16 protein-coding genes are annotated in these 15,978 nt (G+C 70.2%); 9 read left to right on the top strand and 7 right to left on the bottom strand.

What is annotated here, in order from left to right; all coding sequences use genetic code 11:
• Positions 1–120 precede the first annotated feature (120 nt).
• Positions 121–903, bottom strand: a complete 783-nt coding sequence (locus ACQW02_RS18815; protein ID WP_431281443.1) for an IclR family transcriptional regulator — start codon at positions 901–903, stop codon at positions 121–123.
• Between the two features lie 94 nt (positions 904–997).
• Here ACQW02_RS18815 and ACQW02_RS18810 point away from each other — a divergent pair, with 94 nt between their 5' ends.
• Genes ACQW02_RS18810 through ACQW02_RS18785 form a run of 6 tightly spaced genes read left to right on the top strand, consistent with a single transcriptional unit; the run spans position 998 to position 9,597 of the window.
• On the top strand, positions 998–2,560 hold the full coding sequence (locus ACQW02_RS18810; protein ID WP_431281442.1) for an acyl-CoA synthetase: 1,563 nt from the start codon (positions 998–1,000) through the stop codon (positions 2,558–2,560).
• Between the two features lie 26 nt (positions 2,561–2,586).
• Positions 2,587–3,744, top strand: coding sequence for an FAS1-like dehydratase domain-containing protein (locus ACQW02_RS18805; RefSeq protein ID WP_431281441.1), 1,158 nt, complete (start codon positions 2,587–2,589; stop codon positions 3,742–3,744).
• A gap of 35 nt (positions 3,745–3,779) precedes the next feature.
• Complete coding sequence (locus ACQW02_RS18800; protein WP_431281440.1) at positions 3,780–4,745, top strand: Bug family tripartite tricarboxylate transporter substrate binding protein; 966 nt, start codon at positions 3,780–3,782, stop codon at positions 4,743–4,745.
• Positions 4,746–4,751: 6 nt separating this feature from the next.
• Positions 4,752–5,984, top strand: coding sequence for a CaiB/BaiF CoA transferase family protein (locus tag ACQW02_RS18795; protein ID WP_431281439.1), 1,233 nt, complete (start codon positions 4,752–4,754; stop codon positions 5,982–5,984).
• Positions 5,975–7,582 (top strand): carboxyl transferase domain-containing protein, encoded by a 1,608-nt coding sequence (locus ACQW02_RS18790; protein WP_431281438.1) that lies wholly within the window; start codon positions 5,975–5,977, stop codon positions 7,580–7,582. The genes ACQW02_RS18795 and ACQW02_RS18790 overlap by 10 nt, the downstream gene beginning before the upstream one ends.
• Before the next feature lie 8 nt (positions 7,583–7,590).
• The gene (locus ACQW02_RS18785) at positions 7,591–9,597 is read left to right on the top strand and encodes an acetyl-CoA carboxylase biotin carboxylase subunit (RefSeq protein WP_431281437.1); all 2,007 of its coding nucleotides are present in this window, start codon (positions 7,591–7,593) and stop codon (positions 9,595–9,597) included.
• Position 9,598: 1 nt separating this feature from the next.
• Here the strand turns inward: ACQW02_RS18785 and ACQW02_RS18780 are convergent, their stop codons facing one another.
• From ACQW02_RS18780 to ACQW02_RS18765, 4 genes are all read right to left on the bottom strand, one after another.
• Positions 9,599–10,342 (bottom strand): DUF3750 domain-containing protein, encoded by a 744-nt coding sequence (locus ACQW02_RS18780; RefSeq protein ID WP_431281436.1) that lies wholly within the window; start codon positions 10,340–10,342, stop codon positions 9,599–9,601.
• 166 nt (positions 10,343–10,508) lie between these two features.
• Positions 10,509–10,814, bottom strand: coding sequence for a RidA family protein (locus tag ACQW02_RS18775; protein WP_431281435.1), 306 nt, complete (start codon positions 10,812–10,814; stop codon positions 10,509–10,511).
• A 205-nt stretch (positions 10,815–11,019) separates the two neighbouring features.
• Positions 11,020–11,487: a GlcG/HbpS family heme-binding protein gene (locus tag ACQW02_RS18770; RefSeq protein ID WP_431281434.1), complete on the bottom strand. Its 468-nt coding sequence runs from the start codon at positions 11,485–11,487 to the stop codon at positions 11,020–11,022.
• Between the two features lie 132 nt (positions 11,488–11,619).
• Positions 11,620–12,210 (bottom strand): hypothetical protein, encoded by a 591-nt coding sequence (locus ACQW02_RS18765; protein ID WP_431281433.1) that lies wholly within the window; start codon positions 12,208–12,210, stop codon positions 11,620–11,622.
• A gap of 162 nt (positions 12,211–12,372) precedes the next feature.
• On the opposite strand from ACQW02_RS18765, the gene ACQW02_RS18760 reads away from it, so the two are divergent.
• Positions 12,373–13,032 carry a regulatory protein RecX gene (locus ACQW02_RS18760; RefSeq protein ID WP_431281432.1) on the top strand — a complete coding sequence of 220 codons (660 nt, stop codon included), beginning with the start codon at positions 12,373–12,375 and terminating at the stop codon, positions 13,030–13,032.
• 6 nt (positions 13,033–13,038) lie between these two features.
• Here ACQW02_RS18760 and ACQW02_RS18755 read toward each other — a convergent pair whose 3' ends face one another.
• Positions 13,039–13,512, bottom strand: coding sequence for a hypothetical protein (locus tag ACQW02_RS18755; RefSeq protein WP_431281431.1), 474 nt, complete (start codon positions 13,510–13,512; stop codon positions 13,039–13,041).
• Between the two features lie 59 nt (positions 13,513–13,571).
• Positions 13,572–14,114, bottom strand: a complete 543-nt coding sequence (locus ACQW02_RS18750; protein WP_431281430.1) for a bactofilin family protein — start codon at positions 14,112–14,114, stop codon at positions 13,572–13,574.
• Between the two features lie 456 nt (positions 14,115–14,570).
• Here ACQW02_RS18750 and ACQW02_RS18745 point away from each other — a divergent pair, with 456 nt between their 5' ends.
• Positions 14,571–15,548, top strand: coding sequence for an adenosine kinase (locus ACQW02_RS18745; RefSeq protein ID WP_431281429.1), 978 nt, complete (start codon positions 14,571–14,573; stop codon positions 15,546–15,548).
• Complete coding sequence (locus tag ACQW02_RS18740; protein WP_431281428.1) at positions 15,545–15,928, top strand: hypothetical protein; 384 nt, start codon at positions 15,545–15,547, stop codon at positions 15,926–15,928. The genes ACQW02_RS18745 and ACQW02_RS18740 overlap by 4 nt, the downstream gene beginning before the upstream one ends.
• The last annotated feature ends 50 nt before the right edge of the window (positions 15,929–15,978 follow it).

The raw sequence follows: 15,978 nt of genomic DNA, 5'->3' as shown, positions 1-15,978 counted from the left end.
CCACAGCACGCTTTGAGGGTGATCGACAGAGCTATGGCCGCGCGAGAAATCCGGCGATCGCCACGCCATGGCAGCACCGCCAGACGGCCGTGGCGATCGGGACGATCACGCAGGTTTGTCTCACGCGCCCTCTATCCGCCGGGACAGGTCGGCGGCGCGCGCGCGAAGTTCCTCGCCAAGTGTGGCGTGCCCGATCCGGCGCAACTGTTCGCCCACCCCGACCAGCGCCAGCGCGTGCGACATGCGGCCGCGCTGCATGACCGGTGCTGCGATGATCGTCACACCTGCGATGTAGCGGCCGTCGTCGACCGCAAAGCCGGCACCCCGCGTCACCTCGACATCGGCGCGCCATTCCGCCAGCGTCGGCGGATTGTCCCAGCGCAGCCCCCGGAAGCGCTTCTCCACCTCGCCCGCCGGATGTCCGCCAAAGGCCGCGATGCAGCGCCCGCTCGCGCTGATCAGCGCCGGGTAGCGGCTGCCGACGTCGGTCTGCAGGCCCAGGGCGTGGTTCGGGCGCGAAATCGCCACGACGACGATGTGGTCCAGGCTCGCGGCTTCGACGCCAATGGCGGTGATCCCGTGCCGGCCCGACATGTCGTCGAGCAGCGGCTGGACCAGGTTGCTGAACGGGTCGTGCCGCAGCATCCCGCGCGCCAGCGCGACGATGCCGCTGGACAGCCCGTAGCGCTTTGTCGCCGGGTCGAACATGACCAGTTCCTCCGCGGCCAGGGCGCGCAGGATGTGAAGGCACGTGCTCGGCACCAGGCCGAGCGCGCGTGCGATCGCATGGACGCCCTGCGGCGCACCGCTGCGCGACAGCAAGCGCAGGATCGCGGCCGCACGCGCCACTGCCGGCACCTGGCGGATCACTGCGTCGCGTGGGGGTGTGTCGTTTTGCTTCATGTTGTCTATATACAACAAATGAATCCCATTGACAACACCTCATTGCCCTGCCGATAAACAGTCCAACGAGGCAGCGACCCCGGGGAGGCGTTCAATGGCAAGGCTCACCGACAGCACGGACTACGGCTTCGCGCAGGCGAATTTCTCGTCCGAAGCCCTGTGGGATTTCTTCGACGGCGATCGCGCGTCGCTGAACATCGCCCATGAATGCATCGACCGGCACGCCACGGATGACCACCGCGTCGCGGTGCGCGTCGCCCATGCCGATGGTCGCGATGAGGTCATCACCTTCCGCGAGATCGCCCGCCTGTCGTCGCAATTCGCGCATTGGCTGGAGGCGCGTGGCGTCGGCCCCGGCGACCGCGTCGCCATCATGCTGGACCCCTCGCTCGCCTTCTACGCGGCGATGTTCGGCGCGATGAAACGCGGCGCCATCGCCGTGCCTCTGTTCACCCTGTTCGGGCCCGATGGCGTGCGGCTTCGCGTCGCCGACTGCACGCCACGCGTGCTGCTGACGAACAAGGAGAAGGCGGCGACGGCCGAGGGTATCCCGGGAGTCGAGGTCGTGGTTGCCGACGAGGCCTGGTCCGCGAAACTCGCCGCCTTGCCGACGACCTGGCAGGTCGCCACGCGCGGCGATGACATGGCGCTGTTCCAGTATACCTCCGGCACGACACGGGAACTGCCGGCGGCGGTGAAGCACACCCACCGGGCCATCGTGGTGCTGATGATGGCCGCGCTCTACGGCACCGGAATTCGGCCTGGCGACGAGTTCTTCTGCCCCTCGTCACCCGCCTGGGGGCATGGGCTGGCGCATGGCACGCTCGCGCCGCTGGCACTTGGCGTCACCACCGGCACATATGCCGGGAAGTTCGATCCGGTGCGGCTGATGCGCGCCTTGCAGGACTACCGAATCACCAATCTTTCCGCTGCGGCCACGCATTACCGGATGATGCGCACCAGCGGGCGGGCGCCGGAATTCCGCTTCGCGATCCAGAAACTCTCCTATACAGGCGAGCCGATCGACGGCGAAACCTTGCGCTTCATCGACGGAACCTTCGCCGTCCCCGCCTGCAGCATGTATGGTACGACCGAGGTCGGCGTGGCCCTGGTGAACTACCCGGGCGCCACGGATTTCCCCGTAAAACCCGGCTCGCTCGGCAAGCCGGTTCCTGGCCTGCGGGTGGAGGTGCAGGCGCCCGACGGTCGCCCTTGCGCCGTCGGCGAAATCGGCGAAATCAAGATCTGGCGCCGCGGCGAATGGGTCGCGACCAAGGATCTCGGCCGCATCGACGAGGACTCATATCTCTACCACGCGGGCCGCGCGGATGACGTCATCATCTCCGCCGGCTGGACGATGAGTGCGGTCGAGATCGAAGACGTCCTGCTCAAGCACCCCGATGTGCGGGAGGCGGCCGCGATCGGCGTGCCGGACCCCGTCCGCGGCCAGGTCGTCAAGGCGTTCATCGTCAGCCTTCGCCCAGGCGACGAGATGTTTACGCGTGAGTTGCAGGATTTCACGCGCGAACGGCTGAGCCAGCACGAGTATCCGCGCCAGGTCGCCTTCGTCGCCGAACTACCGAAGACGCCGGCCGGTAAGATCAACCGCAAGGTGCTGCGCGATACCGAAGCCGCACGCTCGCCAGCCGCCGCATAACCGATCACAGCCAAGGAGAGGGACACATGTCTGCCACCGCGATCGCCGAGCCGGGGACCCGGCTCTTCCCCAAGATCACCGACCAGGCCCTGGATGATCTCCGTGCCCGTATCGGCAAGCGTATCGAGAACACCGTCGAGCCCTGGTGCCACGAAGCCACGCGCGACAACATCCGCCACTACGCCCATGGGATCGGCGACGACAATCCCCTGTGGTGCGACCCGGATTACGCGGCGCGCAGCGCACTCGGTGGCATCGTCGCCCTGCCCAGCTTCCTGTTCAGCACCAGCCGCATCATCTCAGGCTATGTCGGCGGGCTGCCGGGCGTGCACGCGATGTGGTCGGGCGCCGACTGGCGCTGGCATCGCTGGATCCAGCGGAACGAGGCCATCACGACGGAGGCTTGGCTCTCCGACCTCGTCGAGCACAACACGGGTTTCGCCGGCCGTGCGATCCGGCAAGTCTACCACGTCAATTTCTACGGGGCGAACGGCGACCTCGTCGCCGATGCGGAAAGCTGGTGCTTCCGCACCGACCGCGACGCGGCGCGCGAACAGGGCACCAAGTACACCGACCTCAAGGACAAGCCGGTGCGCCGCTACACCGATGCGGAGCTTGAACGCATCTGGAGCCTCTATGAGGCGGAACAGCCGCGCGGCGCGACACCCCGCTACTACGAGGATGTCGTGGTCGGCGAAAAGCTGCCCACCATGCCCAAGGGCCCGATGACCGTCACCGGCTTCGTCGCCTATGCGCAGGGTTGGGGCGGGCTCTACATCCGCGCGAACCGCCTCGCCTGGAAGCAGGTCAAGGCGCATCCCGGACTTGGCATCCGCAATCGCTTCAACATCCCCGACTGCCCCGAGCGCGTGCATTGGGAACCGGAAATGGCCTTGATGGTCGGCGCACCCGGTGCCTACGACTACGGTCCAGAACGCTGTTCCTGGCTGACACACCAGCTGACCGACTGGATGGGCGACCATGGCCATCTGGTGCGGGCCACGAGCAAGCTGCGCCGGCACAATCCGGAAGGCGACCTGCTCTTCATCAATGCCAAGGTGACCGGCAAGCGCGTCGAAAACGGACGCTACCTGGTGGACATCGAGCAGGAAGCGCGCAACCAGGACGACGAACTTTCTGTGCTCGGTGGCGGAACAATCGCGCTGCCGTCGCGCCAGGGCTAACAACAAAAAAACAATAACAAGGGAGGGAACGTCGCATGAAACGCAGGCACATCATGGCGCTGCCGGCGGCATTGGCCGCGGCGGCGCTGGCAAGGCCAGCCGTGGCACAGTCCTGGCCCGCAAGGCCAGTGCGTCTCGTCGTTCCCTATCCGGCGGGGCAGGGGACCGACATCTTCGGTCGGTACTTCGCCGAATTTTACCAGCGCCGGCTCGGCCAGCCCTTCGTGGTGGAAAACCGTGCCGGCGCCGGTGGCAACATCGGCTCCGCCCTCGTCGCCCGGGCGGAGCCGGATGGCTACACGCTGCTTTGGGGAACCAACGCGACCCATGCGGCCAACGAGTTCATGTTCACCTCGCTCGGCTTCGATCCGGCGGCGGATTTTGCACCGATCGCCGCGATCCTCAGCCTCGGCATGGTTCTCTACACGGCGCAGGAATCGCCCGTCCGCACGCTGGCCGATCTGATCGCGGCCGCAAAGGCGCGGCCGGGCCAGATTTCGATCGGCGTGCCGAGCACCACCGCGCGCGTGGCGACCGAAATCCTGCGACGCGCGGCCGGCATCGAGATCCAACAAGTCCCCTACACCGGTAGTGCACAGGCGCTGACCGGCGGGCTGCGCGGTGACGTCCTGGCCGTGGTCGACACCATCGCGAGCTCGCTCGGCACGATCCGCGGCGACCGCATCCGGCCGCTCGGCGTGACCTTGCCGAAGCGATCGGAATCGCTACCGCAGGTGCCGAACTTCATCGAACAGGGCGTCGATGTCGACGTCACCGCCTGGAACGCCTTCTACGCGCCAAAGGGCACGCCGGCGGAGATCGTGCGGGTGCTGAACCAGGCATCCAACGCAGGGCTGGCAGACCCGACGCTGCGTGCGAACCTCGTCAGGGGAGGCGCCGAGCCGCTGGGCGGCACGCCGGAGGAACTCGCCACGCTGATGCGGACCGACCGCCTCAAATGGAAGCCGGTGATCGAAGCCCTCGGCCTGACCGCGAGCTAGCCGAGGATGACCGACGACGCCAAGCCGGCCTGGGGCGGCCCACTCGCCGGGTTGCGCGTCATCGACCTCACGCGCGTGCTGGCCGGGCCGCTGGCCGCGCAGTTCCTCGGCGATCTCGGGGCCGAGATCCTGAAGATCGAACCGCCCGGCACTGGCGACGAGACGCGCGGCTTCGCCCCCTTCGTCGGCGGCGAGAGCCACTACTTCGTCGGCCTCAATCGCGGCAAGCAAAGCCTCGTGCTCGACCTGCGCCAAGCGGAAGGCGCTGACATCCTGCGCCAACTCGTCGCCACGGCGGATGTGTTGATCGAGAACTTCCGCCCCGGCGTCATGGATCGCCTGGGCCTCGGCGCCGAGGCGCTGATGGCCGCCAATCCGCGGCTGATCTACTGCGCGATCAGCGGATTCGGCCAAACGGGGCCGCTGCGCGACAAGCCGTCCTTCGACATCGTGACACAGGCGCTGACAGGCGTGCTCAGCGTGAATGGGGAGCAAGGCCGCCAGCCGGTCAGGATGGGCCTGCCCATCGGCGATATGTCGGGCGGCATCTTTGGCGCAATCTCCATCCTCTCCGCCCTGCACGAACGCACGGTGACCGGGCGGGGCCGGCTGATCGACGTCAGCCTTTTCGACGGCACAATGTCGTTGCTGGGCTATTTCGCCCAACTCGCCTTCCTGAATGGCCGTGACCCCGAGCCGATGGGCTCCGCGCACCCAAGCGTTGTGCCCTACGGCAGTTTCCCCGCCCGCGACGGCGCGATCATCATCGCCTGCCTGGCGGACCGCTTCTGGCCGAAACTCTGCAACGCGCTGGGTTGCCCGGATCTTGGCCAGGACCCTGGCCTCGCGACCATGGCCGCCCGGCGCGACCGCCGTGGTGAGATCGAACCGCGCATCGCCGCCATCACCGCCACCCGCACCGTTGGCGAATGGCAGTGCCTGCTTGAGGAACACGACGTTCCGCACGCACCGGTCCTCGGCGCCACCGCGGCCTTGTCACAGCCGCATGCGGTCGCGCGCGACATGGTCGTGTCCGTCGAACATCCGGCAGCGGGCACGCTGCGCATGCTGGGGCGGCCGATCAAGTTCCCTGGCGAACAGCAGGCGCCGTTGGAGCCCCCCCCGATGCTCGGCCAACACACGGCGGAGGTGCTTCGCCGCGACCTCGGCTTCTCCGACGAACGGATCGAAGACTTGCGCCGCCTCGGCGTCATCGGAAGGACACCGCCATGCCAGTGATCGAATCCGCGGTGGACCTGCGTTCACCCGAAAGCCGCGCCAATGCCGAGACGATGCGCGCGCTGGTACAGGACCTGCGCGCGACAGCGGAACGGGTGCGCCTGGGCGGTGGCGAGGTTGCGCGCGAACGCCACCTGTCACGCGGCAAGCTGCTGCCGCGTGATCGCATCCGCGCGCTGATCGATCCGGTCTCGCCCTTCCTCGAAATCGGCCAACTTGCAGCCCATGGCATGTATGGCGGGGAAGTCCCCTCGGCCGGCATCATCGCTGGCATCGGCCGCGTCGCCGGGCGCGAGTGCATGATCCTGGCCAATGACGCCACAGTGAAGGGCGGCACCTACTTCCCCATGACGGTCCAGAAACATCTGCGTGCGCAGGAGATCGCGCAGCAGAACGCATTGCCTTGCATCTACCTCGTCGATTCCGGTGGCGCCAACCTGCCGCAACAGGATGAGGTGTTTCCGGGTCGCGACCATTTCGGCCGAATCTTCTTCAACCAGGCCAACATGTCCGCCCAGGGCATTCCGCAGATCGCGGTGGTGATGGGCTCCTGCACCGCCGGTGGTGCCTATGTGCCGGCGATGTCCGATGAATCGATCATCGTGCGTAACCAGGGCACGATTTTCCTCGCCGGCCCGCCGCTGGTGAAGGCCGCGACGGGCGAAATCGTCTCCGCCGAGGACCTGGGCGGCGCCGATTTGCACAGCCGGACCTCCGGCGTGACCGACCACTACGCGGAGAACGACGCCCATGCCCTCGGCATCGCGCGCCAGGTCGTGGTTAGCCTGAACCGGGTAAAGCGCCCGCCCGTCGCGCTGCGCGAACCGGTTCCGCCGCGCTTCGATGCGGAGGACCTCTACGCGGTGGTGCAGGCCGACCTGCGCACGCCCTATGACGTGCGCGAGGTGATCGCCCGCATCGTCGACGGCAGCGAGTTCGACGAATTCAAGCGACTCTACGGACCGACGCTGGTCTGCGGCTTCGCGCATATCTGGGGCTATCCCGTCGGCATCGTCGCCAACAACGGAATCCTGTTTTCGGAAAGCGCGCAGAAGGGCGCGCATTTCATCGAACTCTGCGCGCAGCGCGGTATCCCGCTCGTGTTTCTCCAGAACATCACCGGCTTCATGGTGGGCCGGAAATACGAAGCCGGCGGCATCGCCAAGGACGGCGCGAAACTGGTCACCGCCGTTGCCACCGCCGCGGTGCCGAAGTTCACCGTCATCATCGGCGGCAGTTTTGGCGCCGGCAACTACGGCATGTGCGGCCGCGCCTATTCGCCACGCTTCCTGTGGATGTGGCCCAATGCACGCATAGGCGTGATGGGCGGCGAACAGGCGGCCTCGGTGCTTGCCACCATCCGGCGCGACGGTATCGAGGCACGCGGCGGCACCTGGCCGGCCGCGGAGGAAGAAGCTTTCAAGGCGCCGATCCGCGAACAATATGAGGTCCAGGGCCATCCCTACTATTCCAGCGCCAGGCTATGGGACGATGGCGTCATCGACCCCGCCGACACGAGGCGGGTGCTGGCGCTTGGCCTGTCGGCCGCGCTCAACGCGCCGGTGCCGGAGACGCGCTTCGGTCTGTTCCGGATGTGATGGGCAGCATGTTCCGCAAGATCCTCATCGCCAATCGCGGCGAAATCGCTTGCCGCGTGATCGCCACCGCCCGACGCCTCGGCATCGCCACCGTCGCGGTCTATTCCGACGCCGATGCCGGCGCGCGACACACGCGCCTGGCCGATGAGGCCTGGCCGATCGGCCCGGCCCCGGCCCGGCAAAGCTACCTGTCGATCGCGATGATCATCGCCACCGCCCAGCGCGCGGGTGCGGAGGCGATCCACCCCGGCTACGGCTTCCTGTCGGAGAACGCCGAGTTCGCCGAAGCCTGCGCCGCGGCCGGCCTCGTCTTCATCGGCCCGCCCGCCGCGGCCATCCGCGCCATGGGATCGAAGGCCGAGTCCAAGGCCCTGATGCAGCGCTCCAACGTGCCGCTGGTGCCGGGCTATCACGGCGCGGCACAGGACCTTCCCACCCTGGCCGAAGCCGCCGCGCGCGTCGGCTATCCCGTGCTGATCAAGGCCAGCGCCGGCGGCGGCGGCAAGGGCATGCGCGTCGTGGAACGCGCCGACGACCTCGATGAAGCCATCCAGGGCGCCAAGCGTGAAGCCCTTGCCTCCTTCGGCGACGATCGCGTCCTCATCGAAAAATATCTCACCCGCCCGCGCCACATCGAGATCCAGGTGTTTGCCGATACGCAAGGCAACACGGTCTCTCTGTTCGAACGTGACTGCTCGATCCAACGCCGGCACCAGAAAGTCCTCGAAGAAGCGCCGGCCCCCGGCATGGACCCCGCCCGCCGCCTGGCGATGGGTGAGGCCGCCGTCGCCGCCGCACGCGCCGTCGGCTACGTCGGCGCCGGCACGGTGGAATTCATCGCCGAAGGCGACGCCTTCTACTTCATGGAAATGAACACCCGCCTCCAGGTCGAGCATCCCGTCACCGAGATGATCACCGGCCAGGACCTGGTGGAATGGCAATTCCGCGTCGCCGCCGGCGAGCCGCTGCCGCTACGGCAAGACCAGCTCACCATCCGTGGCCATGCCATCGAGGCCCGTGTCTATGCGGAAGACCCCGCACGCGATTTCATGCCCTCCACCGGCCGTCTCGCGCATCTGCGCCAGCCGCGTGACATCCCCGGCCATGTCCGCGTGGACACCGGCGTGCGCGAGGGCGATGCCATCACGCCGCACTACGACCCGATGATCGCCAAATTGATCGTTTGGGGTGAGGACCGCACCGCCGCCGTCCGCCGCCTCGTCGCGGCCCTGTCGGACTACGAGGTGGTCGGGGTCACCACCAACCTCGACCTGCTGCGCGCCATCGCCGCCCACACCGCCTTCGCGTCCGCCGCTCTCGACACCGGCTTCATCGCGCGCCACGGCGCCGACCTGCTGCCGGCCACGGCCCAGGTCGAGGATGCCGCGATCTGGGCGGCCGCCGCGCTGACCGCCGTGCGCGACCAGGACACGGCGATCCAGGCCGCCGCCCGTGCGACCGGCGATCCGTGGTCGCCCTGGGCTGCGGTGGACGCCTGGCGGATGAATGGTGACGGCTACCAGGATCTGCGTTTTCGTCGTGGCGACGAAGCGCCCGTCACCCTGCGCACGCATCCCCTGGCGGATGGCAGTTTCCGCCTCGACCTCCCCGGCGGCCCGGTTCAGGCGAGCCTGATCGAGGACGCGACCGGCTTATTGCTTCTGCTCGACGGTGTCTCACGACGGATCAGCGTCGCGCGACGCGGGGCGGCGCTGACGATCATCCTCGCCGGCCGGAACCACGCGCTGACGCAGGAAGACCCTCTCGCCCCACCGCGCACGGAAACAGCCGGCGGCGACCGCGTGATCGCGCCCATTCCCGCCCGCCTGACGCGCGTGATGGTGACACCGGGCGATGTCGTTCTGAAGCACGCGCCGCTGCTGATGCTGGAGGCGATGAAGATGGAACTCACCCTGCGCGCGCCGATGGACGGCACCATCGCGCAGGTCCGGCACGCGGTGGGCGACATGGTCGAGGAAGGCACGGAACTCGTCACCTTCGCGACCGCGCCGTAGATCAGGCGGGCAGGCCCAGGCGCCCCAGCCCCGGAAGCTTCAGCGCGGGCCGCCGGACATCGACCCCGGCAACGGCGCCCAGGATACTCAACTCGATGCCCTCCACCCAGCCGACCGTCAGCCCGGCGTAGCCACCAAGCGTCAGTCGCAGCCCGGTGCCCGATGCGGTGCGGCGCAGCCAATGGCCATCATAGGGAAAATCCTTGCCGATCGCGGTGGGCGGCAAGGTCACATCGACCTCCGGCGCGGCATCGAGCACGGCGGCGACGAAGGTGTTCGAGTTCGGCCCCGGCCAGGCCCGGTAGTCGCCGGGGTTGCGCCAGGGATAGGCATCGATCGCCGCCCGCATGCGCGGGATCATCGCCGTCGCCGCATCCCCATCCGCCGCGAAGACGACCTCCGGCGCGCGCCCGAACCAGCGGCCATCGGGCACGAAGCCATTGACGCGGATCGGGTCGCCCCAGGCGGTGTAGTCGTAGCGCGTATAGGCGCCGGCACCCTCCGGCTTCACGACGATCCAGCTATGGACAGCGAAAACCCCGCGCCAGCGCACGGTCGGGGCGGCAAAGACCCGCACCACGGCGGCGGGATGCTCGGCCGCCGGCGGAAGGTGGCCGATGCTCGAACGATCGGAACTCCACCATCCCGCGCCGACGCCCGTGTACTGGTGCAGGCCAGCGGAGACGCTGAGCGGGAAGAGATAGAGGAGCGCCAGGAGCGACAGCGCGGGCTTTGGGGGCATCATGGACGGGTCGCATCTGAGGACTGCCGCCGCCGCGTGCAACCCCGGCCTGATCGGAACGCCCGCTAAACCGCGATGCGTGAGCATTCGCTCACGCATCGCGGTTTAGCTTGTTGTTTTGTCGCGTGATTCAGCCCTGCGGCGCATTCGCACCTACGGCCATCAGGCTCTAATCAGCCAGGGCCACGCAGGCGAAGCCAACCCGGGCCTCCGTCGGCACCCCGAACAGCGCCGTATGCCGCGCCGGCAGCCCGCTGGGAAAATGCTTCACATACTCGGCGTTGCAGGCGGCATAATCGGCGCGGTCGCTGATCAGCATGGTGACCTGCACCACCCGCTCCAATCCGCTGCCCGCCTCGGCCAGCAGGCCGGCGATGAAGGCGATGGCGTTGCGCACCTCCTCGGCCGGGGTGGCGCCGCGATGGATGCCGCGGGCGGGGTCATGCGGGGCGGAATGACCCGAGATCCAAACCATGCCGCCAGCCTTTACCGCCCGGCTGAAGGGGCGCGCGTCGCCCGCTTCCGGCTGCCCAAAGAAGTCCATATCGCCCCCCGCGCGTGAATGCCTGCTTACGCAGCATCACCCCGTTGTCCGGTCCTCACCAGCGGCGCCACGCCGAGGCGACCCCGACGGCGCAAGCAATTCGATCCTTGCGCCGTCGGGGGCGAGAAGCCCCCCTTTACGCCGGGTCGCCAGTGTCCGGGATCAACCCCGCGGCTTCGATCCCGGCGATGCAGCAGACTTCGTCCTGCGCCGAGATGTCACCCGACACGCCGACGGCGCCGAGCAGGTTGTGCGCGGCATCGCGCACCAGCACGCCGCCTGGCACAGGCACGGCGCGGCCGCCGCACAGGTCGGACAGCGCGTTCAGGAAGGCGGGCGCGGCCGTCGCGCGGCGGGCGAATTCGCGCCCGCCAAAGCCCATGGCCAGGGCACCAAACGCCTTGCCGTCGGCGATCGCGGGCCGCATCAGGCTGGCGCCGTCTTCACGCTTGGCGGATTTCAGGTGGCCGCCGGCGTCGAGCACGGTAACGGCCAGCGGCATCAGCCCGACCTCACGGCCCTTGGCCAGGGCGGCGTTGGCGATGATTTCGGCCTGCGCCAGGGTCAGGCCATTGATCGCGGCGGGGTGGGCGGGTTGCGGCATGCTTGCTCTCCGGGCGGCGTTGTGACCGGCGCGATACGGGGCGGCGCGCGGCTTGTCCATCGTAGCGCCCAGGGGCCCGGGCACAAAAAAACGCCCGACCGCAGGTGCGGTCGGGCGCATTGGGTGTCGCGGTCAGTTCGTGCCGCGGCCGGAGGGCAGGCCGGTCGCCGGCGGACCGCTGGCGGGGGCCGCCTGTTCCAGTGCACGGCCGACGGCGGTGCCGGGCGGGTTGGCGCGGGTGCCATCCGACTGGGCCGGATAGGCGCCCGACTGGTTGGTGCCCGCGGCGCGGTCGATGGCACGGCCAGCCGCGGTGCCTGGGGGATTGGACGTCGACGGCGCCACGGTCGCCGCCGCACCATCCAGCGCACGGCCAACGGCGGTCCCGGGCGGGTTGCCCGGCATGCCATCGGATTGCAGCGGATAGGCGCCGGACTGGTTGGTGCCGGCGGCGCGGTCGATGGCGCGGCCGACCGCGGTGCCGGGCGGATTGGCCGCCTGGGCCGTGACTGCCCCGCGATCCAGGGCGCGGCCGACGGCGGTGCCGCTCGGGTTGCCGGGCATGCCATCGCTCTGCAGCGGATAGGCGCCGGAGAGGTTGGTGCCGGCGGCACGGTCGATGGCGCGCACCGCGGGGTTGTTCGCGGGGGCCGGGTCGGCGGCCTGGGCGGCGCCGGCAAGGGCGACGACGGCGGCAGTGGCCAGAAGCATGGAACGGAGCATGAAGCGCCTCCTCTAGGTGATCGGTTTTGCGGGCCGCGACGGCTGCGGCTTGTGGGAGGAACGTGGCGCGCATGGGTTGGTTGCACGCGGATGATCACGGACGCGTCATTCCGGGCGCCACCCCCAGGCGCGCGTCGCCGCATGACGTGCCAGCATGGGCGCATGACCAAGCTGCCCCGGGGCCGCCGCCCCGCCGCCCCATCCGAAGCCCCGGCGCGCCCCGATCGGCGCCGTCCGGCCGGCCCCCCCGCCGCCGGCCCGGTGCCCGATGCCGCGCGGCTGCGCGATGCGGCGCTGCTGCACCTGTCCCGCTATGCCGCGACCGAGGCCGGGCTGCGCCGCGTGCTGGAGCGCCGCGTCGCGACCTGGGCCCGGCGGGCCGAGGCCGAAGGCCAGCCGCCCGAACGCATCGCCGCCGCCGTCGCCACCGGCCGGGTCGCCGCGACCGAGATCGCCCGGCGCATGACCGCGGCGGGGGCCGTGGACGACACCGCCTTCGCCGCCACGCGGGCGCTGCGGTTGCAACGCGCGGGAAAATCCCGCCGCGCGATCGCCGCCCATCTGGCAGCCAAGGGGGTCGCCGCCGACACCGCCGCGGCGGCCTTGCCCGAATCGGACGTGGCCGACCTGCTGGCGGCGCTGGCCACCCTGCGCCGCCGCCGCGCCGGACCCTTTGCCGCAACGCCGCCCGATACGGCGGCGCGGTTGAAGGCGATGGGCGCCCTGGCGCGTGCCGGATTTGCCCGCGATGTGGTGGAACAGGCGCTGGACACCCCGCCCGAGGAGGCGGAGGCGATGCTGCTGGCCTCTCGCCGCGGCTGACGCGGGCTACGCCCCGGCGCGACCTGGCGGGCGGGCGATGTCGCGCAGGCAGGCGGCTTCGGTGCGGCGTTCGGTGCCGCTGGCCCGGGCCGCGGCATAGGCGACCCGCAGGCCACCGGGCTCCGGATACAAGACCAGGTCCAGGTGGCAGCTTGTGGTGTGGTAGAGCCAGACCTGCGCCTCGCCCTCGGCGCGCAACAGGCGCGGTTCGCCGAGCCAACGCCGCAGCGTATCCGGCGCGGCGCCGACAAAGGCCGCTGTGTCGGATGGCGCGGTGCCGCGTTGCACGGCGCCGGGCTGGGCCGCGGCCTGGCGGGCCGACGCCGGTTGCGGGATGCCGCGGGCCGAGGCCAGCGACGTGCCCGGCCGGCCAAGCGCGGTCATGCTGGCCTGTTGGTCGGCCATGACCTGGGCCAGCACGTCATGCGCCATGTCGGGCGTCGGCGTGCAGCCGGCCAGGGCCGCCGCGACGACCATCATCCCGGCCAGCCGTAGGGGCTGGCCGGGCCGGTCAGTTCCCTGACAGTTCAATCCGCAGATCAATCCTGGGACAGGTCGGCCGCGACCGGGCGGGGGGCAGCGGGTGCCGCCGGCGTGCCTGGCGTGGAGGGCAGCGGCGGGGCGCCGTCCCCCAGCATCTCCATCCGGCCGGACAATTGGCCACCGTCCTCGACCTGCAACCGCCCGCAGCGGGCGACGCCGATGATGCGGCCGGTGGCGCGGATGACCAGCGCGCCGCGCGCGGTCAGGGTGCCGTCGAACACGCCCGCGATCTCGGCATCCTGCACCTGGACTTCACCCTTGAAGGTGCCGGTGGCGCTGATCGAGAGTTCGGCGGCCTGCAGCATCTGGCTTTCCATCGTGCCTTCGATGACCAGGCGTTCGGCGTCGGCGACCGTGCCGGCCAGGCTGATGCCCTTGCCGATCACCAGGGTGCGGCGTTCGGCGCCGACCGGAAGGCCGGCCGGGCGTGGCATCTGGCCGGGTGCGGGGGCGGCACCCTGGCCCGGCAGACCCGGCCGCTGCGGCATCAGCCCGGGTGAGGGGGCGGACGGCGTGGCGGGCTTGGGCATCAGGCTCATGGAAGTGTCCTTGCTGGCGGCACCGCTGGGGGTGCCGGTTGGGTGAAGCGCGCCCGGTCGGGCGCTGGGGAAAGGCGTGGCGCCGGCGGAAGGTTGCGTCGGCTGCGGCGGCGCGGCGGGTCGGGCCGGCGCCGTGGGAGACAATGCCCCGGCGGGGGCGCCGGGGGGAAGGGCAGAGATCGCCTTGGGGTCGGGGGCTGGCCCGTCCTGCGGCAAGGCCTGCTGCCTCAGGCGGCTGAAAATCGACATTCTTGTTGCCCCTGCCCCACCAGATCCATGTTGCGATCAAGGCTGGCCCGCGCGGGCGGGGCCAGCAAGGGTCGATGGGCTATCACGCCGCATCGGCCGTGCACAACCGCCCGCTGCCCCGACTCGGCCCCGCCGCGCCCCGCCAGGCCACCTTGCGGCACAGGCCGGGGCGGCCTAATCGCCGGGAAACATTAGCAGGACAGCCCGATGCCCCCCACGCTCGACATTCTTGGCATCGGCAATGCCATCCTCGACGTGCTGGCACGGGCGGATGATGCCTTCCTGGCCGCGCGGGGCCTGGACAAGGGCGCGATGCGCCTGGTCGGGACGGAGGAGGCCGAGGCGCTTTACGCCGCCATGGGCCCCGGCATCGAAAGCAGTGGCGGCTCGGTCGCCAATACCTGCGCCGCCGCCGCCGCGCTGGGCGCCAGGGTCGGCTACCTGGGCAAGGTCGCCAACGACCTGCCGGGCCAGGTGTTCGGGCACGACATGCGGGCCGCCGGCGTCGCCTTCGACACGCCGCCTCTGGTGGGCGGGGCGCCGACCGCGCGCTGCCTGATCCTGGTCACGCCGGATGCGCAGCGCACGATGAACACCTGCCTGGGCGCCTGCGTCGCCTTTGGCGAGGATGATGTGGACGAAGCCGCGGTCGCCAGCGCCGCCGTCACCTACCTGGAAGGCTATCTGTTCGACCCGCCGGCCGCCCAGGCCGCCTTCCGCCGCGCCCTGCGCATCGCCAAGGCCAATGGCCGCCAGGTGGCGCTCAGCCTGTCCGACCCCTTCTGCGTCGGCCGCCACCGCGACGCCTTCCGCGCCCTGCTGCGCGACGGCGTGGACATCCTGTTCGCCAATGAGGCCGAGATCATCAGCCTGTATGAAGCGCCCGATTTCGCCACGGCGGCCAAGGCCGTGCGCGCCGAGGTGCCGATCGCGGCCCTGACCCGCAGCGCCGCCGGCAGCGTGATCGCGGCGGGGGAAGAAACCTTGCTGGTCGCCGCCGCCCCGACCCAGGTCGTGGACACGACCGGCGCCGGCGATGCGTATGCCGCCGGCTTCCTGGCGGCGCATGCGCGCGGCCTGCCGCTGGCCAAGTGCGGCCGCTGGGCGGCGCTTTGCGCGGCCGAGGCGATTTCCCACGTCGGCGCCCGGCCGCAGACGGACCTGAAGGTCCTGGTCGGGGCGTGAGGCGCCGGCTACTCGCAGCCGGGCTGGCGCTGGCTGCCGGCCCGGCGCTGGCGCAACCACGACCACGCGGCGACCGCCGCCCGGACCCGGCCACGGTGGCCGAGGTGCGAGGCCTGGTCGCCCAGGCCGATGCGCTGCTGGCGGGGGCCGACGCACGGCGCCAGGTGGCGCGGGCATCGGAGCTGCTGGAACAGGCGGAAACCCGGATCCTGACCCGCTCCACCCTGGCCGCGACCGCCGATCAACCTGTGGAGCAAGGCGCCGCCGCCGATATCGCGGCGGCACGGCATGCTCTGATACGCGGCGACATCCCGGCCGCCCGGCGGGCGATCGCGGTGGCGCAAGGGCGATCGCCGGGTGCGCGGCAGCGCCGGAGCTAGGCCCGCCCGCGCCGCCACGCCGGCACTCGCCTGGGGGTGCGACGCGCCAG

The sequence above is a fragment of the Humitalea sp. 24SJ18S-53 genome, from assembly GCF_050632385.1.
Taxonomy (GTDB): Bacteria; Pseudomonadota; Alphaproteobacteria; order Acetobacterales; family Acetobacteraceae; genus Humitalea.
This window is presented reverse-complemented; position numbering and strand designations above follow the sequence as displayed.